Below are 26778 nucleotides of genomic sequence, written 5' to 3' on the forward strand. Positions count from 1 at the left end.
TCGCCATGGAAAACGGTCTGCGCTTCGCCATCCGCGAAGGCGGCCGCACCGTCGGCGCAGGCGTCGTGTCCAAAATCATCGAGTAAGGCGCATCAGCGCATATTGATTGAAAGGGCGTCCCTTGGGGCGCCCTTTTTCTTATTGGGAAGCCGCTCAGACGGTTCCAAGTCTGCCATTGTTTTCGATTTGGTAGTGCCCCCGACCCTCGGCTTGAGAAATCTTAACCTTCCGCCCATCTGCTCCAGAAGCTGAATGTCTACCTGATGTGCAACGCCGAAAGCGACCTGTGCACGCTCGGCAGAATGCCCGAACAGCAGGAGGACGCGATGTTTGGCTTTGAGTTTCTGAATTACGGGGCGCAAATCCTTCACAACAAGGACCTGGAAGACATGCGCGACGCCATTCTCAGCGATGATGATCACGAAGTCGACTGCACCGTCAGCGATTTTTTTCGGGAACGCAGAAGGCTTGGGGGCAAGCAAACCGGTGCCCTTCGCCGTGACTTTGGCGGAAAGCAGGCGGGCTGATCAGAGCTTTGGTTCCCACGGGGCGCGACCGACCATACGATCCGCCTCGGCGGTGATGTCATTCATGTGCTTCTCGAGGCTTTGACGCAGTTGCTCGATCTGCTCTTCCGACGCCTTGCGGGGTACGGTCTCAGTCCATTCGCGGCAAAGGAAGACGCCTTCGTTGCGCCAGGGGCGCGGCAGCAGCAGCCGGTCCCAGGTGCCCGCCTCACGGCCATGGCGGGCCGAATAGGTGATGCCAAAAACGCGTTTGCCCGAGCTGCGCGCCCAGACCAGCGGGACGGTCGAGCACACCCGTTCCGGGCCGCGTGGACCGTCGGCAGCTATGCCGATCGAGATCCCCTGCTTCATCTTGCCCAGCACTTCACGCGACAGGGCCACGTGACGCTTGTGGCTGGACATGGCGATGGTGTCCATGCCGAAGAGCTTCTGCACCCGGCCCACCATGCTGCCGGCGCGCGCGGCCGATGTGATCGAGCAGATGCGCCCTTTTTCCAGCGGAAAGAAATAGGGCGATTGGGCCAGCCGCTGGTGCCACAGCACGACGATGACCGGCTCGCTCTGTTCCGCGAGTTTGTCCAGTTCGTCATAGCCGATCCGCTGCCATTTGGTGTTGCGATGGACCATCCTGATGTAGCTGGCGATGCGGCGCGCGGCCCAGTTCAGGGTCGTCTCGCTGTCGGCAATCTTCTTGCGAAGGCTCAAGGGTAATTTCCTCTCGGTGGGCCGAACCTTGTCTTATAGAACTGCACGACGCACGCAACTTCTTTGTCGATTGCATATGTGCCCGAGAAACTGAAAAAGCCTCTTGAGTCCGTCGCGCCGCTGGCATATCTGATGGCGCACCACAGGGGTATAGCTCAGTTGGTAGAGCGACGGTCTCCAAAACCGTAGGTCGCGGGTTCGAACCCTGCTGCCCCTGCCATTCTCCAAGCAATTCAGCAATGCTGCCTCCACGGTCAACCGTGCTGCGCCGGTTTGGTTCGCCAAACCTCTTGACGTGCGGGTAAAGAACGAAAAGGCTGTTCAGTCAGTTGGATAGTGAACGGGCCACGGTTCGCGACGCGCGATCTGCGCGGGGTGGACCGAGCCAAAACAAACCGGCGTTGGACAGGCCGTTGGGGGAGAAATGACGGATATCGCCGCTTTTCTGGAGAAGTTGGGGCTGTCCAAATACGCCCCCGCTTTCGCTGCGGCAGAAGTGGCCTTGTCCGACCTCGTTCATCTGTCCGAACATGATCTGATCGATCTCGGGCTGCCGCTGGGTCCCAGACGTCGCCTGCTTGCCGCAACCGCGCGTTTTGCCCAGGACACGGCCGGTGACGCCGTGCACACTCGCCGACAGGGCAAAATCGTGGCCGAACGCCGGCAATTGACGGTCATGTTCGTTGACCTCGTCGGTTCAACGGCAATGTCCGAGCGCCTGGATCCGGAAGATCTGGGCGAGCTGGTGCGGCGATTCAAAGAGACTTGCACAACCGCCGTTTCGAAATTCGGTGGTCACATCGCCTGTTTCATGGGGGATGGTGCGATGATCTATTTCGGCTATCCGCACGCGCAGGAGGATGCGGCCTCGCGCGCGATCGAGGCCGGGTTGCAGATTTTGGACGAACTGCCTGCGATCGACCGAAAGGAAGAGCTGCAGGCGCGGATCGGAATCGCCACGGGACTTGTGGTGGTCGGCACCATCTATGGGGACGGGTTGCGGGAAAACGACGTGGTCATGGGGCGGACGCCGAATCTGGCCGCCCGCCTGCAGGGGCTGGCCGAACCAAATTCGCTAATCATCAGCCCCTCGACGCGCCGCCTGATCGGGGGCGCTTTTCGACTGAAGGATGCCGGAAGGCATGTTCTGAAGGGGTTTGCGGACGAGATTCAGGCCTGGACCGTGGAGGGTGCCGCACGGATCGAACGGCGGTTCGAGATCAATCCCGAAGCGGGTTCCGGCCGCCTGATCGGGCGCGGCTCCGAGTTTCGCAAGCTGTGCGACAAGTGGAACGAAGCCAGTCACGGGGCGGGTCAATCCGTTCTGATCTCGGGTGAGGCGGGGATCGGAAAGTCGCGGCTGATCGAAGGGTTGGCGCACGAGTTGCAGGGTCAGGACATTCTGCGTCTGAATTTTCAATGCTCGCCGCTGCACTCAAGCAGTGCTCTGTATCCGATCGTGCAGCAACTGGAACGTTCCGCCGGGTTCGCGCCGGCGGATACGGACGCCCAAAAGCTGGACAAGCTTCTGCCGCTGCTGCGGTATCTGACGTCCGAACAACAGCGCCTTATTGCGGATCTGTTGAGCATCGATGCCGATGATGCACTAGGACCCTTGGACTTGCCGCCGCAGGTCAAGCTTGAAAAGACGCTGGAAGCTGTCACGCAGCAATTGGTGTCGATGGCGCGAAGCAAACCCGTTCTGTTGCTGTTCGAAGATGCGCATTGGGTGGACCCGACCACGCTTTCGCTGACGGATAGGGTGATCGAGCGGATTCGTGACCTGCCGGTTCTGATCGTAGTTACGGCCCGGCAGGGATTCGACCCCAGCTGGGGGCACCACCACAACACGTTGCACATCCCCCTGACCCGATTGTCGAATGCCGAGGTGGCGGAAATCGTCACGGATGTTGCGGGGGGTAAACCTTTGCCGGGACCGGTCTGCGACCTGATTGCCGCCAAGACCGACGGGATCCCGCTCTTTGTACAGGAGGTGACGCGTGGCCTTCTGGAATCCGGCCAATTGCGGCTGACCGAGGATGGCTATGTACTGCGCGGTCCGCTGCCGTCGCTGTCGGTGCCCAGCACGCTCAAGGATTCGCTGATGGAGCGTCTCGACCGCCTGGGTATGGCAAAGGACGTGGCGCAGACCGGTGCGGTGTTCGGGCGACGCTTTTCGGTGGCTCTGGTTGCGGCGGTTTCCATGCTGCCGGCAGCCTCGATGCAGGCCAGCCTGGAACAATTGGCCATGGCGGGCATCATCCAGCGGCCACCGGACGGGGCCGAGGACGAATACCTGTTTCGCCATGCTCTGATCCGGGACATGGCCTATGACAGCCTTCTGCGATCCGAGCGGCAGGTCCTGCACGACCAGGCTGCGGGTGTATTGCTGGACCAGCAACCCTATCTTGCACAGACCCAGCCCGAAGTTCTGGCCCAGCACTATACGCTGGCAAATCGCCCCGAAGAGGCCGTTACTCATTGGCAAAACGCCGGTCAGAGAGCGATCGAGCGGTCGGCCCTGTCCGAAGCACTGACCCATTTGTCCAAGGCGCTCGGTCTTGTCTCAGACCTGCCGAAAAGCCGCGACCGCGACTTGCGCGAGATTGACCTGCAAGTGCTTCGGGCCGGTGTCTTGCGCTCGACTGACGGGATTGCAGGCGAAGCGACAGGCGAGGCCTATGGCCGGCTGCGCGAGCTGTGCCGTCGGGCCCGCGAGACGGAACGCCTTTTCCCGGTTCTCAATGGGCTTTATGCGTTTCACCTTGTGCGGGCCGAGTACCGCCTGGCCGGTGAGGTGGCGGACCAGATCCTGGACCTGGCCGAAGTCAGCGGCCGGACCGAGCACCGGATGGTAGGGCACCGCGCCATGGGGGCCGTACAACTGCACATCGGCAATCTGACCGATGCCAGAGCGCACCTTGAGCAGGCCTGGACCCTTTACGATTTCAAAACACATGGGAAGCTGGCCTATGTCTATGGCACCGACCATGCGGCCATCACAGCTGGCTTCCTGGGGGTCTGTTACAGCCTGATGGGTGAGCCGGCCCGTGCGCGAAAGGTTCAGGCGCAAGCTTTGGACTGGGCCAATGAATTGCAACACGCGCACAGCGTAGCCCAGGTCTTGACCTATACGTGCATGGTCCATCTGTTGCACCGCGATATCGACGCCCTGATCGCGACCGTCGCACCGCTGGAGGAGATATCTCGCGAGCACAGGTTGGCCTTCATGTCGATCACGGCCCGCATGTGGCTCAGTTGGGCACGGGCGCACCGGACCCCGGACGCCGAGCACATCGCGGCCCTACGGCAGGCGTCGGATGACTGGTGGTCCAGTGGCGCCGGAAACTACAAAAGCTTCTTTCTTTCGCTGATCGCGGAACTTCTGGTGCGTGCCGGGGGGCTCAAGGCCGCCAAGCAGGCGCTGACGCAGGCCGAACTTTGGCGCAAAGATACCGACGAAGGCTGGGCCGATGCCGAGGTTTTCAGGGTCCGCTCGCTGCTTGACGATCATGAGCGGAAAGATCCCCAACCGATGCTCAAACAGGCGGTGTCCGAGGCGCGCAAATGCGGGGCCAGCCTGTTCGAATTGCGCGCAGCCGTTGAGCTGACGCGCCGCGTATCCAAAACCGGGGGGCGGCCGGGGCCATGGCTGTCCGATGCTCTGGATCGTTTCGATCCAAAGGCCGAGATCCCGGAATTGCTCGAAGCCCGGGCATTGCTTGAAACGATCTCTTGACCGGCACGGAAGCTTTCTGCCAGCTTGGGACGGGCAGAAATGGGTTGATGGAAAGACCGTAATACGTGCGCGCAGTGTTTTTTCCCTGCGCGTTCTGCATGTTATGCCAAGGGAGCGTCCATCATGCGCAAGATAAGCAAGACCATTCTGGCCAAGGATCGGGTCGCCTCCAGCCGAACGGACCTGTCGCTGCAGCGCTATCATCCGATTACGCCCGAGCAGATACGGGAGTTTGAAAAAGGCCTCGTTGGATCGGTCGTTTTGCCGACGGATCCGAACTACAACACGGATCGTCAGCTCTGGAACCCGGCCTTTCAGGACTACCCGGAAATCATTGTCTATTGCGAAACCATTCAGGACGTGCGGGCCAGTCTGGCCTTCGCGCGGGCCCATGATCTGTGGGTGGTCAGCCGATCGGGCCGGCACAGTACGGCCGGGTACTCGGTCAACAATGCGATGGTGCTGGATACCAGCAGGATGTGTTACGTGACGGTCGATCCAGATACCCCGATGGCCTATGTCGGCCCCGGTACCCCGTTCAAGGTCCTGAACTCGGTGCTGGATTCCTATCATCTGCACGTGCCGGGTGGCGCGTGTCAGGATGTCTGCGTGGCCGGATTCATGATGGGCGGAGGATACGGGTTCACGTCGCGCCTGTTCGGAATGGCCTGCGATAATGTCCTGGGCGTGACGGTGATGCTGTGGGATGGCAGTATCGTAATCGCGGATGACACGACCAACGCCGATCTTTTCTGGGCGATCCGGGGAGGCACCGGCAACAATTTCGGTGTGCTTCTGGAAATCCGGTTCAAGCTGCACAACCTGTACGAAGTCTGGGGCGTTCATATCAAATGGCCACTGGACAGGGCTGCCAAGGCTTTGGAGTTTCTGCAAGCCAACTACATGAAGGACGGACTCTCGGACAAATTTGGGGCCTACATCTTTCTTGCGTATCAAGGAGACCAGAAGGTTCTTTTGGTCTCGGCCCTATATCACGGGCCCGAAGACGAAGGGCGTCGGGTCATCCAGCCGCTGCTGGACGAACCCATTGGCGGCCACATGGAAAACAGCAAGACAGGGACCTACCAGCAGATCAATTCCTGGCTGTATGACGAGAAATACGACATCCCGGTGGTCCCGGATCAAGCCCGCGAAGACAAGCAGGGCGGGTACATCGCCCGCCAGTTGTCACAAGATGAATGGCAAAGGGTCGTCGATTATCTGGACAGCACGCCAAACGCCTACGGGGCCGCGGCGATCGAGCCGTATGGCGGGGCGATCAACCGAATGCCGGTTGGCAAACAGGGAAACGCCTTCATTCACCGCGACGTGTCGATGAATTTCTACGTTGACGTGTTCTGGTTGTCCGAGGATGAGAAAGACGTCGTGGTCCCGTGGCTGGATAGGTTCATGCAGATGATGACGGACGAGGGGTTCTTTATCGACCGCTGTTATCAGAATTATCCGCGGCGGACTCAGTTGAACTATCGTTGGCTCTATTGGGGCGACAACTTCAACTCACTTCTGTTCGTGAAGCAGAAATTCGACCCACAGAACTTCTTTCACTACCAGCAGAGTATTTCTCCGGTTCCGGACGACGCTCCGCCGGACATCATTCGGGACAAGTCGACTCCGTTCTTCTCGGACCCGACGATTACCTATCAAAGCTATTCGTACCCCTGAAAACGGGTTGCGGACCGGCATGGCCAAACTGGAGAGCGCCCGGCATGGACACGATACAGGAAATCTTCTTTCTGCCGCCGATGGCCGTTGCCAGGCTTGGCCCGGGCGAGACCCCGCTGGAAAGCTACGAATGGCAGCAAGATCTGGACGCGCATGGCAACAACAAGACGGTCATACGCTCGAACGTGACTTTGCGGGAAAACGAGGATGGGAGTGTCTCGGCCTACCTGCCGGACCCGCGGAAGATCCGATTTCGGGATGAAGGCACCGGCGCCCTGCGCCCGGTCGCGCCGTTCTTTGAACTGTGGGCGCGGATGTTCGATGCTGAAACCGGCGAGGCCTATGAAACTCCTGTGACTCTGAACCTTCTTGAAGGGCAGGGGCTGTCGCTGAAGAACATCCGCTACACGGTCGCTGTGGGCAATCAGAAAGCCGCGCGCCGCACCGGAGATGCAGCCTGCGGGTTTCGTACACGGGTCGAGATCGCGGCCGAGGATTTTACTCCCAAACCCTTGCTGGCCTTCAGTCCGCACACGTCGGAACAGCAACCGCTGGTCTATGAACACAACCCGATCCCGCTGGGCTCGGTGCGGGTTGTCCGCCCGGTCCAAGGGACGGACGAGCCGGTGCCCGGCGAGATGGTGGACCGCAGTCTTCTACGTTTGCGGTTCACTCCGCCCAAGGGCGAGGTATACGGCCCGCCCGACGCCGCCTTCGGTCCCGCAACCCTTGCTGTTCCGGGATACAAGAATGACCCGCCCAAATCGGAATATGGCCGGATTCATGAGATCGTGCCGGCCCAGAACCGCATCCTGAACCCGGACACGCCGTGGTCGAAGTGGATCATGATGTCGGGGTTGTCTGACGATCCCGAACCGCATGACAGTTATGATGGTGCACGGGTGGGCAACGATCAGTCCTGGGGGGTGGTTGACGACACGTGTGATGGAACGATCGAGGCCACGCTGGCTGTTCGCGGTCAGCGTTTGGTCGCCCGGGCGCGCATCTTCACCGGACCGCCGGATTTCGCACCGGATTGCCGGCCTTTCTACAGCCTCGAAGACGATCTGGCGGATCGCGACATGTCGTTGATCTCGGTCACCGCCGAAAACTACGTTGATGCAAAAACCGAAGTGGTCGACATCTTCCGAAGGGCGTTCGAGACCAACAGCCTGATCAATCTGGATGACATCCGGGCACAGGGCCTCAAGGACAATGCCTCTCTTCAGGCGCAGACCAATATCGCACCCACACCGGGCCTGCCGTCCACCGATGCGGCATCGATGACGGAAAAGGACGCGGTGCCGCCCGACAAGATCGACGAGTTGATCCGCCCACAGCCGATTTCGGTCTTTTCGAACTCGGTCCCGAATGAACAGCTGCCCTATACGGTCGCCACCAAGTTTGTGCACGAGCAGTTGATCGATGAGGAAAACCTTTTGGACTTTCTGCGCCGCAGGCCTGATTTCGTGCGGCGATTGATGCGCCCGCCCTTTGGCGTTCTGGCCGAGTTCGAAGAGGACCCGAACCCTGACCAGACACCCGATCCCGCCTTCCGCGACCCGCGGATCGTGCGCGACATGATGCACGATGCCCGCATGCCGCCCTACATGCGGGATTCAAACTATTTTCCGCTCTCGCTGTCACGGCGGCAGTACCATCTGGTGATGTCTTTCATCGATTACCTCGAGGCGCACCCGCCCGCGCCCGAAACCGAACCGGTAGGAGAGTCTCGGGATGTCTGACAAACCAGCGCCGATCCGCATCAAACCTCGCAACCTGACGGCCCGTGCGGCCTACAAGGTGCCCGGCAACCCTGACAACACCCGGCTGGACGGGTCGGTCGGAAATTGTTTTCCGGGGCTGGAAATGGACGTACGCGACCTCGATCGCCGGTTCTTTCCGGGACTGGTTTTCAATGCCGTACGTGTCCCGCTGAACCCGGTTCCGGAAGCACCCGAAAACACGCAAGGGTTTCATCTGGTCTATGTCGACTATTTCTATGATCCGATGTTGCCCGATGACAGTTCGGCACCTTGGGTGCAGGATTTGCTGGACGCCTATCGTGGCGAAATCGGCGCCGAGCTGTCCAGCGGCCGGTGGTTTCTGGCCTGGGTCGAACAAGGCGGTCGACGTATCTCGTTCCGTGATGACAAGGGCAAACCCTACGACGGCATGCTGGTCTGGCGGTTCATCCGCAGCCTTGAATGCGGCGACGACCATCCGGTGACCATCGCACTGGAGCGGCGCAATCACGACGGTGTCGTCGACGCACCGCCGGTCGTCCTGCACGGATACCGCCGGCAGTATCGCACCGAAGCCGGCGTGTTCGATACGGCCTACGACCCCGGAGAGCTGACGCAAAGCCTGTGCAATCCCTGGTCGCACGACTTTCGGGATTGCGGCTGCCACTACTGGCCATCCAACCACCCGGATGTGGTCACTGCCGAAGTACCGCATGACAACCGCCTGCCGACTGGTGCGCCCGACGATCCGGTTGTGGCAGAAACCTATCTCGATTGGCTGCGTTCGGACAAATCGCCCTCGGGCAATGTGGCGGCGTTGAATACCGTCGAACAGAACCGCCCGTTCCAGATCGACCACTACGAGGTCAACCAGATGTGGAGCGACCTGCCGATCGTCGTCGAGGGACGCGAGACCGGCGAAGTCTATGAGGCCGACACGGACCTGCCCGGTGTAGAACCGTATGAAAGCGTTGCGGCGATGGTCCAGGACCTGCAGACCCGTCTGGCGCCGATGGAGATGACGCTCAGCCTGCAGTACCTCTATGCCTATTTTTCGCTGGCCGATCCCGAAACCGTCGATTCCGAGCGCTGGCCAACGCTGAAGGATGATTTGATCTTTGCTCGGCGCGCCCTGCTTGAAGTTGCGATTGGCGAGATGACCCACATGCGCTGGGCAAATCAGTTGCTGTGGTCGTTGCAGGGCAAGGATTACACGCCAGTCCTGACGCCCGCGCTTGCACTGCCCATCGGACCCAAGCGGATCATCCCACGGTCGTTGCGCCCCTTGACGCCCGAGGCCATCGACGACTTCATCGAGATCGAACGCCCCGACGGATTCATCGACCGCGCTTATGCGCAGTGCGTGGCGACACTGGAACACAAGGCGTTTACCGATCGGCGCCTGTATGCTTTGGCCGTGCGGATCGACACCGACGGCGACGAGCATTTTCTGCGGTTCCGCCAGATGAAGGACGTTCTGGCCAAATACCAAACGAGCCGTGGCACACCTGCCTATCTGCGCCCGATCCAAGTAGGCTCGGAAACGCAGGCGCAAGAGGCACTGGATCTGTTCCGCCGCATCACCGCTGGGCTGGAACAGGCCTATCAAAACGAGGCTCAGAACCGATTTACCGAAACGCAGGAGTATATCCAGCAGGTGCGCGACACGATGAAAAGCTTTCGGGTCGCCGGTGAAGCCTTGGCGGAAAAGGGTGTCGGTATCCCGTTCTGGCCCGAGGTCGAGACATGACCGACCCATCTGCCGAGGTGCATTTTTTCGAAACGACCTTGGGCGAGCACATGCTGGCCGTAGATGGCTCGCGCGTGTTCGACGTGCCCGACGGAACGGCGGATCACTTCGCCCGTATGGCCGCCGAAGGACAGCGAGAGTTTCTGTCGCAGATGGGCCTTGATGGTGTGCCGTTCATTGACGACGCGCCGCCGCGCCGCATGTCGGTCAGGTCTTTGTCGCTGGCGGTTGCGCAGAAATGCAACTTGGCGTGCACATATTGCTATGCCTCGCAGGGCAGCTTTGGTGGTCCTGCCCGCAGTATGGAATGGGAGGTCGCGAAAGCCTCGGTCGATCGGCTGATCATGGACTCGGAACCCGGCACCCGGATCAATCTGGCCTTCCTGGGAGGCGAGCCGTTGATCAATCGCGACCTGATCCGAAAAACGACGATTTATGCTGCTGAGCAAGCGCAACGCAACAACGTGGATGTGGGCTTTTCGATCACGACGAACGGCACGTTGCTGCGCCGGGAAGACGCTGAGTTTTTTGAAGACCACGCCTTTGCCGTCACCATCAGTCTGGATGGCGTTGGCAGGGCACATGACCGGCTGCGCCCCAACCAGGGTGGGCGCGGCAGCTACGACACCATTCTGCGCAAGGTGCAGCCGTTGCTGGACAAACAGCATCGCATGCAGGTGGGTGCTCGGGTCACCGTGACACCGCGCAACCTCGAGTTGCCTGAGACCCTGAGCCAATTCATCGGCTTGGGTTTCCACTCGGTCGGGTTCTCACCCATGCTGGCTTCGCCAACCGGGCGCGAAGAAATGAGCAGCAAGGATATGGCCGAATTGCTTTCGCAGATGATCCGCTGCGGACGGGCTTTCGAAGACGCTGTGCTTCAGGGCCTCCGCTTTCCCTTCTCGAACATGGCAGCCGCAATGCACGAGGTACACCGTGGCACGCACCGGCCCTACGCTTGCGGAGCCGGTGGCGGGTATTTCGGGGTTTCGGCGGATGGCGATCTGTTCGCCTGCCACCGCTTCGTCGAGGATGACGTGGCCGCGATGGGCAACGTCCATGACGGCCCGGATGCGCGGCGAGAAGCCTGGCTGGCCGAGCGCCACGTGCACAACCAATCGCCGTGCAACACCTGTTGGGCACGGTACATGTGCGGTGGCGGTTGCCATCACGAGGTCATTCATCGTGGCCGCCCGGCATGTGATTATATCCGCGGTTGGCTGGATTATTGCCTGCAGGCCTATGTCCGGCTGTCGGCTGCCCGCCCGGATTTCTTCGGCGATGCTGCCCGCCGTTCGGACTGAGGGCGCAGCGGATGGCTGCCGAGATTGAAGCCGAGATCTGCGTTATCGGCGGTGGTCCGGCCGGGGCCGTGACGGCGATGCGGCTGGCACAGCTGGGGCGACGGGTCTGTCTGCTGGAACGCGCCACCTTTCCGCGCCCACACATCGGCGAGTCACTTCCCTCCTCCATCTGGCCCATTCTGCGGTTTCTGGGTGTAGACGATGCGATGAAAGCTGCGGGATTCCTGCAATCGTCGGGTTCCCTCCTTATGTGGGGCGGGGCGTTTGAAAGGAGAGGTGAGCCAGTTGACGATCCGGGCCTTCTGGTGGATCGCGGCCGGTTCGATGCCATCCTGCTGGACGCTGCACGCCAGTCGGGTGTTCGTGTGTTGCAACGCGCACGCGCCTATCGACCACGGCGCACCGGCGCCGGTTGGGAGGTTCCGATCCTGACGGCGCAGGGAAAAGGCCGGCTGCGCGCCGACCTTTTGGTGGATGCGGCGGGCAAGCATGCGGGACTGGGTCGGAGGTTCCGCCCGGCCTCAGCGCCATTGACGGCGCTCTATGCCTATTGGCAAGCCCCTCCGGGTTTTGGCACGCAGGCCCGCGTGGAGGCTGGTGATGCCCATTGGTATTGGGGCGCAGCACAGCCGGATGGTACGGTCAACGCTTGCATTTTCATTGACCCGTCGGATTGCACTGGTTTGTCGCCGGCAGCCCGGCGTGATCTGTATCTGAACCTTCTGGCACGATCGACTCTATTGGCCGGCTGTCTGGAGCAGGCGCGAATGGGCCCGGTGCGCCGGTGTGATGCCAGCAGCCAATGTGAATTGACACCGCCCGCCGATGATCTGCTGCGTGTGGGCGAAGCGAGTTTCTCGGTCGATGCGCTGTCATCGCAAGGGGTGCAACTGTCTATGGCGCAGGCCATGCAGGCGGCAGTGGTTGCGAACACGATTCTGACCCGGCCCAGCGACACCAACATCGCGCTGGGATTCTATTCGGAACGACAGCGCGAACGCGTCGAAACCCACGCCGAATTGGCGGCGGCATTCTATGCACGTCACCACGAGGTCTCCTCTGGGCCGTTCTGGAGCCAGCGCGCGCAGCCGCTGGACTGGCTTCGCCGCCCGCCTGCGGACCTGCAGAACGCCGAGTTGTCCAAGGGTGAGGTGCTTCGCCTGTCGCCGGAGGCGAAGCTGGTACAGGGCGGTGTGCAAGGCGACGCATATGTTCTGCAGTCTGAGATTCTGACCCACCCCAATTTGCCGCGCCCGGTCCACTCGCTGGCGGGGGCCGAGCTGGCGCCGTTGATATCCGATCTGCGCGACCCACTCTCTGTGCCCGATATTTTGCAGCGATGGTCGAGCCGCATCGGACCCACCTCGGCGGCACAGGTCCTGCGGTGGCTTTGGCACACCAAAATCCTTGTGCCGGCCGGTGAGCTGCGGCGCAATCGCGGTTCCCCTTGACTGGCGAATGGCCTAATGTCCCGCCAGGATAAAACAGCCGAAAGAGGTCACATGTCGCGCTTTGATGGGTATTTCCTGCGGCAGCTATTGGTTCTTTTCGGCTTCTTCACGCTTGTTCTGGTGGGCGTGTTCTGGATCACCCGCTCGGTCAGCCTGTTCGAACACGTCATCAGTGGCGGCCAGTCGGCTATGGTTTTTCTGGAGTTCACGGCGCTGACCCTGCCAACACTTGTCCGAACGGTCATGCCGATGGCGGTCTTTGCCGCCGCAGTCTATGCCACCAACCGGCTGAGCCGGGAAAGCGAACTGACCGTGATGCTGGCCACCGGTTCCAGCCCATGGCGGCTGGGCCGGGCGGTGTTGCTGTTTGGTCTGGTGGCGGGGCTGATGATGGCGATCGTCAGCGTCATTCTGCGGCCCGCTTCCGTAGAACAGCTGGAATTGCGCCAGGCCGAGGTGGCAGGTGACATCACCGCGCAGTTGCTCAACGAGGGGGAGTTCATGCACCCGGCTCGGGGCGTGACCGTCTATATCGGTCGGATTGATCTGGATGGCACATTGCGCGAGGTGTTCGTGTCCGACCGTCGCGATCAGGAAAACCCCGCCACATACTCCAGCACGTCCGCCTATCTGGTGAACAACGGATCCGGCGTTCATCTGGTGATGGTGGATGGGGTTGCACTGCGGTTGAACAAGGAAGGCAAGACCCTGTCGTCGACCCTTTTCGACGATGCATCATACGACATTTCGGAGCTGTCCCGAAACACCGACAATGGACGCCGCAGTCTTGAGGCGATTCCGACGATCGAGTTGTTGGGCGATCTTGACGCCGTCGCTGCGGCGGATGGCTACCCGTTGGGGGAATTGGTGGAAGAGCTGCACCAGCGGTTTTCCTGGATCGCGATCTGCATCACCGTGGCGCTGGTGGGGTATTCGACTCTGATGCTGGGTAGTTTTTCCCGGTTCGGCCTTTGGCCACAGATATTCGCAGCATTCACGATTCTTGTCTTGTTGGAAGGCGTGCGTGGGTTCGTATCTCCGGTGGTGATCAAGGATGCGAAGCTATGGCCGCTGCTCTATGGTCCGGCCGTTGTCGGGTTCGCAATATCGGCCGTGTTCCTCGCTTTCGCCGGAAGACCGATCATTCGCCGGCGGGTGAGAACTGCCGCACCCGCGCCATCCCCAGCCTGAGGTCAGCCCCGCAGCTCTGACAGGCACTGGCGTAATTCATCCAACAGTTTTGGGTGGTCATCCTCGGCGCGCGAGACCAAGTGGACCGGTAGAATTAGTGGTGCGGCTTCCTCGACCTTGCGAAGCGCGCCGTTCTCCAAGTGCGGGGCGACGACGCTGTGCGGGAAAAAACCGCGCCCGCCGCGTTGCAGGATATAGCGCAGTGCCATCATGCAATTGCCCAGAAACACGGTTTGCCCAGCAGAGAGCCGGGCCAGACCGCGTATATGTTCCTGATAGCCTTCACCAAGTTCGAGATTGATGAAAACAGGATCGGTACCGGACTCAGCCAGATGGGGCGTCTCGACAAGGATCAAGTGCTCAGGCGGCAAGTCCTGGCACGAAATCCCGGACCGCGATGGCCTCTCATGTGTCAAAGCCACGTCCAGAACGTGCGAAGCAACGGCCTCGGCCATGTTCAGCGTGTGGTCATAGTTGAGCGTCAACAGAAGTTTGCCAAACCTCTGCTCGAACCGGACGGCCAGATCGACCAGAAGCGGGTCCCAGATGCTGAGCTGAGCGCCCAAGCGAAGGGCCACACGACCCTGACTTTGGGCTGGAAGGTCCTGCGAGGCGAAGGACCAAAGCGACAGAATCTGTTCGGCATAGGGTTTGAACTGTGCCCCGAAGTCGGTGAGGCTGGTACCGCCGGCACCACGTGAAAACAGCGTTTTGCCCGTGGCGGCCTCAAGCTGGCGAATCCGTGCACTGACAGCCGTCTGTGTCACATTCATCCGCCGTGCCGCAGCATGAAAACCACCGGTTTCCGCCACGCACAAAAACGTTTCGAGCTCACGCATCTGCATGTGGCACTATTTTTTGATCGCTGTGATAAAATCAATTCATTTTTTCTATTGGTTGGTCGCGACTAGTCTGGCTGTGACCCGCAGACAAAGGACCCGCCATGCTGGACAAAAGCCACAAACCCACCTGGACCAGTTTCGAAGAGGCCACCAAGGCCGATTGGGACGCCGTCATGGAATATGAAGAGGCGTACAACGCGGCTTTGCCCGACCGGATTCTGGACGCGATCCGGTCCTTGGACGAGGAATGGACACCCTATCCGGTCAACCGGTATCAGCACAGCCTGCAGGCCGCGACGCGGGCCTACGAGGATGGCGCGGATGAGGAACTGGTCGTGGCTGCTCTGATCCATGACACCGGGGACATCCTGTCGCCTTACAACCACGGTGAGCTGTCAGCAGCGATGATGAAGCCCTATGTCAGCGAACGGACCCATTGGATCCTGAAACATCACTGCGTGTTCCAGGGCTATTACTACAATCACCACCTGGGCGGAGACCGCAACGCGCGCGACAAGTATCGCGACAGCCCTTACTGGGAGGACTGCCGCTATTTCTGTCACGAATACGATCAAAAGGCGTTCGACCCGGACTATCTGACCAGGCCGCTGGAGTTCTTCGAGCCCATGCTGCGCCGCGTGTTGAACAAGGGCGAGGGGCACATGGAACTCAACGAAACCGCCGAGGACTAGCAGGAGGCCATCAGGCGATAGACGATCTGTGCCGTGGTGAAATCCCACGCCGCGTTGCCGTCCGGGGCCAGTTCGACCACGTCGAAGCCCACGCAGCGGCGGCCTTTCAAGGCGTGTTCGACCAGATGCAGCGCCTGATAGTATCCCAGCCCGCCCGGAACCGGCGTGCCGGTTGCGGGCATCAATGACGGGTCCAGCCCGTCGACGTCAAAGCTGACATAGACCAGTTCGGGAAAGTCCTCGGGCAGGTCGACGGCATGAATGTTGCCGGTAACCAGCTCTTCGGCATCCACATGGAAGACACGGTTCCTCAGACGGCTTTTGGCTTCTTCGGTCGAGAAGGCGCGTACGCCGAATTGCGCCAGACGGACGCCTTCCTCGGCCAGCAGATGCATGACCGAGGCGTGGCTGTGTTTCTCGCCCTGATAGGCGTTGCGCAGGTCGGCATGGGCGTCGATTTGCACGATGCCGAGGGGCTGACCCAATGCGCGGGCCACGCCCATCACCGCGCCATAGCTCAGCGAGTGTTCACCGCCCAGCGTGACCGGCACCTTTCCGGCGTGGATCGCAGCCTCGGTGCGCTGGGCCAGACGCTCCATGACGTCCGGCAGCGGGCCGGTGCAATCCAGCGAAGGTTCGGTGAAGATGCCATCAACACAGGGTTCGGAATGGCCAGTGATGCGTTCGAGTTCATTGCTGGCTGCGATGATCGCGGCGGGACCGCCTGCCGTGCCCGAACCGTAGGAGACCGTGCGCTCCAGCGGTACCGGGATTACACGGAACCGGGCATCTTCGCTGCGTTCGGCCTCGGTCAGTTCGCTGTCGAGAAAAATGCTCATGAAAGCCTCTCTTTGAAGTCGTCGTAGCCGAATTCCCTGATGATCTTCAGGTCATCGGTTTCGCTGTTCCACAGGGCGATGGTGGGCAGAGGCACACCGTTGAACGTGTTGGTCTTGACCATCGAGTAATGCGCCTGATCGAGGAAGGCAAAACGCTGCCCGATCTGCAGCGGCTCGGCCCAGGTGTAGTCGCCGATCACGTCTCCCGCCAGGCAGGATGGACCGCCCAGACGATAGGTGTGGCCGGTTTCGGCCTCGTCCATCAGAGCGGGGCGATAGGGGGCCTCGATCACGTCGGGCATGTGGCAGGTGGCCGAGATGTCGGTGATCGCCAGATCCATGCCGTTGTGCGGCAGGTCGAGGATTTCGCCCACCAGGATGCCCGCGTCCAGCGCCACGGCCTCGCCGGGTTCCAGATAGACCTCGACGCCGTACTTGGCGCGGATGGCCTTGATGAACTCCACCAGCCCGTCGCGGTCATAGTCGCTGCGGGTGATGTGGTGGCCGCCGCCGAAATTCAGCCATTTCAGGCTGTTTAGGAATGGCGCGAGCTTCGGTTCGATCGCCGCCCATGTGCGCGCCAGCGGCTCGAACCCCTGTTCGCAGAGCGTGTGCATGTGCAGGCCATCCACGCCCTCCAGCGCCTTGGCGTCTAGTTGGCTGACCGGGGTGCCGAGGCGCGAGCACGGGGCGCAGGGGTCGTATTTCGCAACCTCGCCTTCGGAATGTTCGGGGTTGATGCGCAGCCCGACCTGCCGCCCGGCGGCCTGTGCCTTGGCCAAAAAGCGGTCTTTCTGCGCGGGGCTGTTGAAGATGATGTGATCTGAGAGCGCAAGGATTTCGTCGATGTCGGTTTCCTTGTAGCCCGCGCAGAAGGTCGCGACCTCGCCGCCATATTCCTCGCGGCCCAGCCGGGCCTCGTGGATGCCGCTGGCGCAGGTGCCGCCGATATACTGGCGCACCAGCGGGGCCAGAGCGAACATGGAGAAGGCCTTGAGCGCGGACAGAATATGTGCGCCGGACCGCTCGCCGATATCGGCCAGAACCGCAAGGTTTCGCTCCACTGCCTTTTCGTCGACGACGAAGCAAGGCGTAGGAACGCGATTGAGGTCGAAGGTGCGGAAGGCACCGGCGTCTCCGGCCTGTGTCTGCATCAGTTGGGTCATGTCCGGCGTCTCCGATTGGTGGATAAGCCGGGGGTGCGACTTGTCGCCATTGTCGCTCGGACCAATGGCGACCCCCCGGGATATTTTGGGCCAGATGAAGCAGGGCGGTCGCGCGGACCGCCCCGAGGGTTCAGAACTCGACCGGGCCGTCGAGTTCGTGGACCTGCCAAGGCAGGCCATGCTTGTTCAGCATGTCCATGAAATCATCCGGGTCGAGCTGCTCCATGTTCCAAACGCCCGGCTCGCGCCAGTTGCCCTTCAGCACTTGCGCCGCGCCGATCATGGCGGGGACGCCGGTGGTGTAGCTGACGGCCTGGCTGCCGACCTCGCGGTAGCATTCCTCGTGGTCGCAGATGTTGTAGATGTAGTAGGTCTTTTCGCCCGAGCCGTCCTTGGCCTGGCCGGTGGCGATGTCGCCGATGCAGGCCTTGCCCTTGGTTTCGGCGCCCAGATCGCCGGGATCGGGTAGCAGGGTTTTCAGGAACTGGATCGGGATGATTTCCTTGCCGTCGTGCATCACCGGGTCGATCCGGGTCATGCCGACGTTTTCCAGCACCTTGGCATGGGTGATGTAGGCATCGCCAAAGGTCATCCAGAAGCGGGCGCGCTCGATCTCGGGGAAGTGGGTGCTGAGCGACTCCAGTTCCTCGTGATACATCAGGTACATGTTCTTGGGGCCGATGCCGGGGAAGTCGAACTCGACCTTGTGGGTCATGGCCGGCGTCACTTTCCACTCGCCGCCTTCCCAGTGGCGGGCGTCGGCCAGCACTTCGCGCAGGTTGATCTCGGGGTTGAAGTTGGTGGCGAATTCCTGATCGTTCTGGCCGCCATTGGCGTCCAGAACGTCGATCTGGCGAATCGTGTCTAGCTTGTGTTTCTTGAGCCACTTGGCAAAGACGCTGGTCACGCCGGGATCGAAGCCCGAGCCGAGGATGGCGGTCAGGCCGGCCTGCTTGAACTTGTCCTGATAGGCCCACTGCCAGTGGTATTCGAACTTGGCCTCGTCTTCGGGCTCGTAATTGGCAGTGTCGAGATAGTGGCACCCGGCCTCGAGGCAGGCATCCATCAGCACAAGGTCCTGATAGGGCAACGCCAGGTTCACCAGAAGCTCGGCCCCGGTGTCCTTGATCAGCTTGACGGTGTCGGCGACCTTGTAGGCGTCAAGCTCGGCAGTCTTGATGTCGACCCCGGTGCGCTCCTTGACCGATTTGGCGATGGCATCGCATTTCGCCTTGGTGCGGCTGGCCAGCGTAATCTCGGTGAAGATGTCGGAATTCATCGCCATCTTGTGCACGGCGGCGTGGCTGACGCCACCCGCGCCAACAACCAGTGTCTTGCCCATGGGAAATTCTCCTTTCGCCGGGGTTATTCGTAGTAGGTATAGCCGTTGATGCTGTCGCGATAGGCAGTCATCAGGGTTTTGCGTTCATTCGCCTTGAGCGTACCGGTCGAGATCGCCTCGTCGACCATCTTGCGGAAGGCAGCGATGCAGTCGCTTGGGTCGAACTCGACATAGGACAGGACTTCGCTGATCGTGTCGCCCTCTTGTTCATGCAGCAGGTCGAACCCTCCATCGGGGCGCAGGTCGATGGTGACCACGTTGGTGTCGCCGAACAGGTTGTGCAGGTCGCCTAGGGTTTCCTGGTAGGCGCCGACGAAGAACACGCCCATGTAATAATCGCGATCTTCCGGCAGGGAATGCACGGGCAGGCTGGGCGCGACGCCGTCGGCCAGGATGAACCGGTCGATCTTTCCGTCGCTGTCGCAGGTGATGTCCGACAGCACCGCGCGGCGGTCGGGGGCCTGGTCCAGCATCTGCAGCGGTACGATCGGGTGCAGCTGGTCGATCGCCCAGACATCGGGCAGCGACTGGAACAGCGAGAAGTTGCAGTGATAGATGTCGGCCAGCTTTTCCAGCTGGTCGTCCACATCGGTTTCAACCTCGTCCGAGGCCGCCAGCGCCTTGATCCGCGCCATCAGCGACAGATAGATGCGCTCGGCCCGGGCCATCTGGCGCAGGTCCACGTAACCGCGGCGGAACAGGGCGCGCAGTTCGTTGCGGTAGAAAGTGGCGTCGTTCCAGCATTCCTGCAGCCGGTCGTGGCTGAGATAACCGTTCACCGCCGCCAGATCGGACACCATGTGGTGGTCGTCGGGTTCCACCTCGGGGCCGTTGGGTGCGTCATAAAGCGTGCTTTCCAGTACGTTGAACACCAGCATCGACGAGGTCGCCACCACCGCGCGGCCGCTCTCGGTCACCAGCGTGGGGTGGTTCACTTCGGCCTCGTCCATGGCATAGGCTACGGTTTCCACCACATTGGCGCAGTATTCCTCGACCGTGTAGTTGATCGAGTTCTCGGTCGCCTTCTTTTCGCCCGTGTAATCGACGCCCATCCCGCCGCCCAGATCCAGGTGCGTCAGCGGCACGCCCTCGCGGGTCAGTTCGGTGTAATAACGGCAGGCCTCACCCACGGCGCGGCGCACGTCGTTCACGTCGGGCACCTGGCTGCCGAGATGCGAATGCTGCAGATTCAGGCAATGCAGCAGGCCCGCATCGCGCAGCTTGTCGACGACCGCGACCAGCTGATCGGTGTTCATGCCAAAGGTCGACCGATCCCCCGAGCTTTCCTGCCATTTGCCGCTGATCTGGTTGGTCAGTTTCACCCGCACGCCCAGCAGCGGCTCGATGCCCAGCCGTTTGTAGACCTCGATGACCGTGTCGGCCTCTTTCGGGCTTTCCAGAACGATGACCGTGTTGAACCCGATCTTGCGGCTGAGGATGGCCAGCTCGATGAACTCCGCGTCCTTGACGCCGTTGCACACGATCAGCGCCTCGGGGGCCAGACGATGCGCCAGTGCGATTACCAGCTCGGGCTTCGATCCGGCCTCGAGCCCGTAATTGTATTGCTTGCCGAACTCGACGATCCGGTCGACGACCTGCGCCTGCTGGTTCACCTTGATCGGGAACACGCCGCGATAGGACCCCTTGTAGCCGGTACGCGCAATCGCATCGCGGAAGCTTTCGTTGATATGCGCGATTTCGCGTTCCAGATACGAGCTGATGCGCAGGATCATCGGCGCCTTGATCCCGCGCTGATCAAGGTCGTGCAGAATACCGGGCAGGCTGATAGCCGCCGCATCGGGTGCCATGGGATTGCGCAGACTGATCTCGCCGTCCTCCGTCACCTCGATGAGACCCTTGCCCCATTTTTCAACCCCGTAGATGGAATGCGGTGCGACGGGCGTTTGTTTCAATCAAGTCAGTCCTTGCGTTGCAGGCGTGGAAATTTCGCCCGCCAATACGGCAGCCGTTCGATTCTTCCAAGTGTAATCTGTATCGGAGGTTAGCCCAATTCAGATCGCAGGGCGAATGGGAACCAGATGGTTGTCCCAACGGACCCCAGTATGGGGCGATACCGCCGGGTTTGACCCAACCAGATGCCCCACATCGCCATGCCCGGTGGTAAAGACAAAGCCGGATGGCCCGGGGCCCAACCCGCACACGTCGCTGAACGAATGGGCGCTGTCAAAACGAGCTGCCTCGGCATCAAAGACGTGCAGCGCGTTGCCGCGTGGGCAGGTGATGGCGACCTGCCGCCCCTCGGCGGAAAAGGCGACACTGCCTGCATAGCCGGCCAGCGTCGCCTGAATGTCATCCGTCGCGGACAGAAGGTGGTAACGGCCACCCCGCCGATGCAGCCCCAGCAGGGCCGGCTTGTGGGACAGGTCGCCCTGCCACTGCATCGCAAAGGCCAGCAGGCCATCCGCGCGAACGGCCAGGTGCCGGATCGAGTTTTTGTGCAGCGCCGCGGGCAGCTCGACCTGTTCCAGAACCGATCCGTCGAGGCTGACATAGGTCAGGTTCGGGCGCATGGTCGGCAGGTTCAGCTTGGTGCGCCCTGTGTCCGGATGGGTTCCGATGCCGCCGTTGGCAATGGCAAGAGATTTACCGTCGGGCATCAACACTACGTCATGGGGGCCGACCCCCGCCGAAGAAAACTCGCCCATTCGGGCATAGCCCTCGGCCGCGTCCCAGACGCCGATGACCCCGGTGCCAGCCTCATAGTCGTTTTCGGTGGTGAACAACCGGCGGCCGTCGGGCGAAAACGCGCCGTGGCCATAAAAATGACGCCCGTCCGGCGCGTCGAGCCGGGCCAGCTGGTCCCCGGTCGCGCAATCGATCACCAGCGCAAATCGCCCCGGACGGCGCGCGAATGCAACGGCCCGCGCCAGATGAGGATGGGCGGCGGCGGCATGCCCGCGGCCGGGCAGGGGGACCGAGAACCGCACATCCCCCGAACTGGTCAACCCGACCAGGCGGTACGACCCGTCGTCGAACAGCGCAGCCGACAGGAAATCGGGCGAACCGACCGCAGCCCAGCCCGGCAGGGGGGCAAGAGTGGCCGCTGCCAAACCGGCCAGAAATCCTCGGCGGCTGGTCATCGGTCAATCTCCGTCCAATGAATTGAACCCGGCGCTGATGCCCAGGGTCGGACCCAACTGCGCGGCGGCCAAGCTGCGGATGTCGTTGATCGACTGCTGCAACGCCTCGATCCGCAGCCGCCCCTGTGGCTCGGCCACGCCAGCCAGCGCGGGATCGTCCAGCGCCTGCGCCCGGGCGATGCTGCGGGCAAAGGCATCGTCCAGCGCGGCGGCAATCTGCGGGTGGTCGGCCGCCAGCCGCGCCGCCAGATCGCGCAGCGCCACCAGCGACAGTTCCACATGCCGCAGCGACCGCAGCGACCGGCGGGCCTCGGCCCGGTTGGGGCGGGGGCGGTCGAAACTGCCCATCGGGCGGCCCAGACGCGTATCGGCCGTGAATTCGAGCCCAGTGGTCAGGGCCTTGTAGAGCTCCTGCAGGGCTTCATCGGCGGACCGATAGGGGCTGTCCGGCCCGGGTTGGGTAAGGATGCGGGCATAGCCGTGCCAGTCCCGGTCGATGGCCCGGGCGGTGCGGTGGATGTCGGCGGCGATGGCGCGGATCAACCCGCAGCGATAGGCCGCATCGCCCTGATCGGCAAAGGCCGGGTCGTACAGCATCCTCTCGAGCGCGAGGAAGCCGCGCCCCGCGATCGAGGTTTCGGCAAAGGCATCGGGGTCGGCAATGGCCGGGTCTTCGGCCGCGATCATCGCCGACAGCGCCTTGGGCGTGAACCCTTTGCTGTCGGGCCAAAAGGCCAGGGCAAAGGCACGGTCTCCGACCTCGGTCGGGCCGAACCGCAGATGGCTGGCGGATATCCAGGCGTCGAAGGCAGCGTGATAGGCCGCGCGCAGATCGGCGGACCCCGGCGCGCAGTCCGCGCGAGCAGTGGCATCCAGCGCAGCCGTCGCTTCGACAAGGTGATCGAAACGCGGCAGGATATGGGCTTGGGTCACGTCGGTCAGGATCTCATCGCGGCTTTGCGCTGTGGCGCAGATGGGGATCAGTATGGAGAGTATCAGGGAAATCAGGCGCATAGGTCAGAGACTCTCCAGGAACCGGATCAATGCATCTCTATCTGGCTTGGGCATGGAAACGACCGCATCGCGCGCGGCCCGGGCCTCGCCGCCGTGCCACAGGACCGCTTCGAGAAGCGAGCGCGCGCGGCCGTCATGCAGGAACTGAGTGTGCTCCGAGACCCGTTTGGTCAGGCCGATGCCCCATAGTGGCGCGGTGCGCCATTCGCGGCCTGTGGCGCGGGCCTCGGGGCGGTTGTCGGCCAGTCCCTCGCCCATGTCGTGCAGCAGCAGGTCCGTGTATGGCCAGATCAGCTGGAAACTGTGCTCGGGCCGGTCGGGCAGGCGGTGGGTGACGAAAGCGGGCGTGTGACAGGACGCGCAGCCAATGGTGTGGAACACCTCTTTCCCGCGCAGAACCTGCGGGTCATCCACATCGCGCCGGGCGGGAACGCCCAGGTTGCGGCTGTAGAAGGCCACCAGATCCATGCCCTGCTGGTCGATCTCGAAGCCGCGTTCGTCGCCGTCACCATGCGGGGCGGTCTGGCAATCGGCCTGGGCCGGGGTGCAGTCGCCAAATGGCGCGGGGTAGAGCGGGCTGGAAATGCCGATATCGCCGGCGAAGGCCGCGGCCGACTGCTCCATGATCGTCGGCATGCCCGCCTTCAGCCCGAACCGGCCCAGCATGGGTTCGCCGAATTCCGTCGACCACACGATGTTGGGCCGCCCCGAGATCCCGTCCCCATCGGCGTCGTCGGGGTCGGCCTTGGCCAGGATGTCCTCGGCCGGGATCGCCTCGAGCAGGCCCAGACCGATCATCTGCGGCGCCACGCGTGGGCTGAGCATCGCGTCCGGGTGCAACGGCCCATAGCCCAGATCGGCCGCTCTGTAGGTGGGCTTGCGCAGCGACACGGTTTCGCCGTCGGACAGTTCCACCGGGATTTCCTCGTAGGTGATGTCCAGCCGGTATTCGGCCTGGTGGCCGGGCAGGGCGAAATCCTGCATCTGGCCGCCATAGGTGGGTTCGGGCAGGGTAGCGAGATACCCTTCGATCCCTTCCGGCGCGTCCGCAGGCGTTCCGGGGATGGAAACGCGCAGGAACATCGAAATGGCGTTGTCTTCGGGTCCGGCCGGGGTGTGGCCACGCCCGTCCTTGATGTGACAGCGCTGGCACGACCGGGCATTGAACAGCGGCCCCAGCCCATCCGAGGCCAGAGTCGAGGACGGAGACGACACCCAGACCTTCTTGAACAGCCCGTTGCCGACCTTGAAATCCAGCTCCTGCTCAAAGCTCAGGTTGGCCGAGGGTTGCGAGAACGCATCCGCATCGGTCCGGGCGCGCACCGTCGCGGCGCCTGCCGGCAGGTCCTCATAGCGCTGGGGCTGCGTGAAATCCGACGGCGCTGCGGTGACTGTGGCGATCCGTGCCCGTTCAGCGTCGGTTCGGGGGAGGGGGTTCAAATGACTGTCCCGCAGATCCTGAGACAGGGAAGGGGTGGCCGCAAAAACGGCCACCACGAAGAGGCCCGTCTTATTCGGCCTCGTCCATTTTCGATGCATTGAGTTGCGCATAATTTGCTTCGCCGAGTCTTTCGTACAGATCGAGCTGGGTTTCGAGGAAATCGATATGGCCTTCTTCATCGGCCATCAGTTGTTCGAACAGCGCCATCGACACGAAGTCGCCGGCCTGTTGGCAGTATTCGCGCGCTTCCTTGTACAGGGCCCGGGCGTCGATCTCGGCCGCCAGGTCGCATTCCAGGGTTTCCTTGGGCGTCTGGCCGATGCGCAGCGGGTCGAGCTTTTGCAGGTTGGGGTGGCCGCCGAGGAAGATGATCCGCTCGATCAGCTTGTCCGCGTGCTGCATCTCTTCGATGCTTTCCTCGCGGCTTTTCTTGGCCATGTGGCCCAGGCCCCAGTCCTCCTGCAGGCGGTAATGCAGCCAGTACTGGCTGACTGCGGTCAATTCATGCCGCAGGGACTTGTTTAAGTATTCGATGACTTTGGGGTCGCCCTTCATCTGCACTCTCCTGTGTATCATCCACGCGCAGGGCGCGGAGTTGCATGGGTACTTCGAGGTTATCGGTTGCGCGCATCGTGTCCAGAAACAGCGGCATACACCCGCCACAATCCGCCGATTTTCCCAAAGCATGGTAAATCTTGCCCGGCGTGATGATGGTTTGAGGATCTGCCGCGCGCATCCAGTCGATTGCCGCGCGGATCTCGTGATCCGTGATGTTGGTGCAGTGGCAGACGATCATGGCGACTCGGCCTTTCGTAATTCCTAGTCAAATAGTAGGGTATTTGCTTCGGGTCCAGACACAGCTTGTCGCAGGGTCGGGCGCAAGCGGTCGCTGCGCCCGGCTGCTTTGGTTCATCAGTGGAAAACGGCGTCGGGGTTGTCGAGGCTGTCGGACCCTTCGAATGCGACATTGCCCAAGCCCAGCACGGACACGATACGTTCGATCGTCTTGGTCTGATCGATCAGACCTTCGACACCGCCCATGATCAGCGTTTCGCCACCGACGTTCCCGCGCTCGAGCATCTGATCGTAGGCTAATCCGGCCTCGGCTGCGGTTTTGATCTGGCCTAGCGCGTACATTGTGTTGGCCAGCTTGGTCTTCATCTCGGTGTCCAGAGCCGGGTCCGAGGCCGCAACCAAATCCGACAGGGACGGACCCGAAACCGGAGTACCGTCAATCCGGACATACCGACCCAGATAGACGTTCTGAATCCCCAACCCGTCATAGTAATGGCTGTTGTGCGTGTTGTCTGAGAAACAGTCATGCTCTTCTTCCGGGTCGTTCAGCATCAGTCCAAGGCGCATGCGCTCACCGGCCTGTTCGCCATAGGACAGGGATCCCATGCCCGTCAGAATTGCACTGATGCCCGAGTCGGCGTCGTCGGTCAGGGCCGCCCGCGCGGCACCGTCGTCCTGCCATTGCGCGGCCATCCATTCCAGGTCCGAGACCAGCAGGTCGGTCGCGGCCACCAGATACTGGGCCCGGCGATCGCAGTTGCCGCCGGTGCAGGACTTGTCCTGTGCATAGTCCGTCCACGGACGGTTGCCGGCGCCCTCGCCGTGAACGTTCAGATCCTGGCCCCACAGCAGGAACTCGATGGCGTGAAAACCCGTTGCCACATTGGCCTCGATCCCGTCGGCCTCGTGCAGGGTCTCAGACAGCAGCTCGGGCGTGATCTCGGTCGCGTCGACCGGCTGGCCAGACAGCTCAAAGCTAGGCGAGGCAATCACGTTCAGAACTGCAAGCTCGTTTTCGTCCGTCACGCCGCCATAAGCCGCATCCACATAGTCGATCAGACCCTCGTCCAGAGGCCACGCATTCACCTTGCCTTCCCATTCGTCGACGATGGGATTGCCGAAGCGATAGACCTCGGTTTGTTGATACGGAACACGCGCCGCAACCCAGGCCTGGCGTGCGGCGGTCAGATTTTCAGCAGAAGGCTGGTCAACCAGCGCGGCAACGGCGGCCTGCAAGTTGCGGGCAGCACGCAGGCTGTCATCATATTTTGCTTCGGCAATGTCAGCATAGGTTTCCAGAATGTCGACCTTGGCGGGGGCGTCGCCGGCGGCTGCCGCCGTTGCCATCAGCAAGGCTGCCAGGCTGGTCGTCGAAAATACGCGGGTCATGAAGTTCAGGCCTTCCTGTCGAAATGAATGGGCAAGAGCACCCGGTGCGGGTGCTGAGATGA

Annotated in this window: 22 protein-coding genes and 1 tRNA gene; 11 read left to right on the forward strand and 12 right to left on the reverse strand. The window is 61.8% G+C overall.

The window, feature by feature from the left end; translation table 11 throughout:
* On the forward strand, positions 1 to 86 hold an 86-nt coding region (locus tag ACR0IR_RS00005), incomplete at its 5' end, for an EF-Tu C-terminal domain-related protein (RefSeq protein WP_217359872.1).
* A 177-nt stretch (positions 87 to 263) separates the two neighbouring features.
* Positions 264 to 527, forward strand: coding sequence for a hypothetical protein (locus ACR0IR_RS00010; RefSeq protein ID WP_170365191.1), 264 nt, complete (start codon positions 264 to 266; stop codon positions 525 to 527).
* On the opposite strand, the gene ACR0IR_RS00015 is transcribed toward ACR0IR_RS00010, so the two are convergent.
* A complete protein-coding gene (locus tag ACR0IR_RS00015; RefSeq protein ID WP_170365189.1) occupies positions 528 to 1232 on the reverse strand; it encodes a lysophospholipid acyltransferase family protein in 705 nt (234 codons plus the stop codon). It abuts the gene before it with no gap.
* 144 nt (positions 1233 to 1376) lie between these two features.
* Between ACR0IR_RS00015 and ACR0IR_RS00020 the strand changes: the two genes are divergently transcribed.
* From ACR0IR_RS00020 to lptF, 8 genes are all read left to right on the forward strand, one after another.
* Positions 1377 to 1452 (forward strand) — tRNA-Trp (locus tag ACR0IR_RS00020).
* A gap of 204 nt (positions 1453 to 1656) precedes the next feature.
* Positions 1657 to 4971: an adenylate/guanylate cyclase domain-containing protein gene (locus tag ACR0IR_RS00025; protein WP_170365187.1), complete on the forward strand. Its 3315-nt coding sequence runs from the start codon at positions 1657 to 1659 to the stop codon at positions 4969 to 4971.
* Between the two features lie 123 nt (positions 4972 to 5094).
* A complete protein-coding gene (locus tag ACR0IR_RS00030; RefSeq protein WP_170365185.1) occupies positions 5095 to 6654 on the forward strand; it encodes an FAD-binding oxidoreductase in 1560 nt (519 codons plus the stop codon).
* A gap of 44 nt (positions 6655 to 6698) precedes the next feature.
* Complete coding sequence (locus tag ACR0IR_RS00035) at positions 6699 to 8399, forward strand: hypothetical protein (RefSeq protein WP_170365183.1); 1701 nt, start codon at positions 6699 to 6701, stop codon at positions 8397 to 8399.
* Positions 8392 to 10149, forward strand: a complete 1758-nt coding sequence (locus ACR0IR_RS00040) for a ferritin-like domain-containing protein (protein ID WP_170365182.1) — start codon at positions 8392 to 8394, stop codon at positions 10147 to 10149. The genes ACR0IR_RS00035 and ACR0IR_RS00040 overlap by 8 nt, the downstream gene beginning before the upstream one ends.
* Positions 10146 to 11453 carry a radical SAM/SPASM domain-containing protein gene (locus ACR0IR_RS00045; protein ID WP_170365179.1) on the forward strand — a complete coding sequence of 436 codons (1308 nt, stop codon included), beginning with the start codon at positions 10146 to 10148 and terminating at the stop codon, positions 11451 to 11453. Before ACR0IR_RS00040 ends, ACR0IR_RS00045 begins: the two co-directional genes overlap by 4 nt.
* 11 nt (positions 11454 to 11464) lie before the next feature.
* Positions 11465 to 12904, forward strand: a complete 1440-nt coding sequence (qhpG, locus tag ACR0IR_RS00050; protein ID WP_170365177.1) for a flavin-dependent monooxygenase QhpG — start codon at positions 11465 to 11467, stop codon at positions 12902 to 12904.
* Between the two features lie 51 nt (positions 12905 to 12955).
* Positions 12956 to 14095, forward strand: a complete 1140-nt coding sequence (gene lptF, locus ACR0IR_RS00055; protein WP_170365175.1) for an LPS export ABC transporter permease LptF — start codon at positions 12956 to 12958, stop codon at positions 14093 to 14095.
* 2 nt (positions 14096 to 14097) lie between these two features.
* On the opposite strand, the gene ACR0IR_RS00060 is transcribed toward lptF, so the two are convergent.
* Positions 14098 to 14940 (reverse strand): LysR family transcriptional regulator, encoded by an 843-nt coding sequence (locus ACR0IR_RS00060; RefSeq protein ID WP_170356944.1) that lies wholly within the window; start codon positions 14938 to 14940, stop codon positions 14098 to 14100.
* Positions 14941 to 15038: 98 nt separating this feature from the next.
* Here ACR0IR_RS00060 and ACR0IR_RS00065 point away from each other — a divergent pair, with 98 nt between their 5' ends.
* The gene (locus ACR0IR_RS00065; protein WP_170365171.1) at positions 15039 to 15629 is read left to right on the forward strand and encodes an HD domain-containing protein; all 591 of its coding nucleotides are present in this window, start codon (positions 15039 to 15041) and stop codon (positions 15627 to 15629) included.
* On the opposite strand, the gene speB is transcribed toward ACR0IR_RS00065, so the two are convergent.
* The 10 genes from speB to ACR0IR_RS00115 all read right to left on the reverse strand — a co-directional run bounded on the left by speB (position 15626) and on the right by ACR0IR_RS00115 (position 26716).
* Positions 15626 to 16468 carry an agmatinase gene (gene speB / locus ACR0IR_RS00070; RefSeq protein ID WP_170356946.1) on the reverse strand — a complete coding sequence of 281 codons (843 nt, stop codon included), beginning with the start codon at positions 16466 to 16468 and terminating at the stop codon, positions 15626 to 15628. The genes ACR0IR_RS00065 and speB overlap by 4 nt on opposite strands.
* The gene (gene nspC, locus ACR0IR_RS00075) at positions 16465 to 17634 is read right to left on the reverse strand and encodes a carboxynorspermidine decarboxylase (protein WP_170365169.1); all 1170 of its coding nucleotides are present in this window, start codon (positions 17632 to 17634) and stop codon (positions 16465 to 16467) included. Before nspC ends, speB begins: the two co-directional genes overlap by 4 nt.
* 130 nt (positions 17635 to 17764) lie before the next feature.
* On the reverse strand, positions 17765 to 18976 hold the full coding sequence (locus ACR0IR_RS00080; protein ID WP_170365168.1) for a saccharopine dehydrogenase family protein: 1212 nt from the start codon (positions 18974 to 18976) through the stop codon (positions 17765 to 17767).
* Positions 18977 to 18999: 23 nt separating this feature from the next.
* Positions 19000 to 20889 carry a biosynthetic arginine decarboxylase gene (speA, locus tag ACR0IR_RS00085; protein WP_170365166.1) on the reverse strand — a complete coding sequence of 630 codons (1890 nt, stop codon included), beginning with the start codon at positions 20887 to 20889 and terminating at the stop codon, positions 19000 to 19002.
* Positions 20890 to 20988: 99 nt separating this feature from the next.
* Positions 20989 to 22077, reverse strand: a complete 1089-nt coding sequence (locus tag ACR0IR_RS00090; protein ID WP_170365164.1) for a DUF1513 domain-containing protein — start codon at positions 22075 to 22077, stop codon at positions 20989 to 20991.
* Between the two features lie 3 nt (positions 22078 to 22080).
* A complete protein-coding gene (locus tag ACR0IR_RS00095) occupies positions 22081 to 23091 on the reverse strand; it encodes an imelysin family protein (protein WP_170365162.1) in 1011 nt (336 codons plus the stop codon).
* Between the two features lie 3 nt (positions 23092 to 23094).
* Positions 23095 to 24630 carry a di-heme oxidoreductase family protein gene (locus ACR0IR_RS00100; protein WP_174825003.1) on the reverse strand — a complete coding sequence of 512 codons (1536 nt, stop codon included), beginning with the start codon at positions 24628 to 24630 and terminating at the stop codon, positions 23095 to 23097.
* On the reverse strand, positions 24602 to 25087 hold the full coding sequence (gene bfr / locus ACR0IR_RS00105) for a bacterioferritin (RefSeq protein WP_149776400.1): 486 nt from the start codon (positions 25085 to 25087) through the stop codon (positions 24602 to 24604). The genes ACR0IR_RS00100 and bfr overlap by 29 nt, the downstream gene beginning before the upstream one ends.
* Positions 25035 to 25328: a (2Fe-2S)-binding protein gene (locus ACR0IR_RS00110; protein WP_170365157.1), complete on the reverse strand. Its 294-nt coding sequence runs from the start codon at positions 25326 to 25328 to the stop codon at positions 25035 to 25037. The genes bfr and ACR0IR_RS00110 overlap by 53 nt, the downstream gene beginning before the upstream one ends.
* A gap of 116 nt (positions 25329 to 25444) precedes the next feature.
* Entirely contained in the window at positions 25445 to 26716 is a 1272-nt protein-coding gene (locus ACR0IR_RS00115; protein ID WP_480778949.1) for an imelysin family protein, read from the reverse strand.
* Positions 26717 to 26778: the final 62 nt, after the last annotated feature.

The organism is Ruegeria sp. CF2, assembly GCF_056537385.1.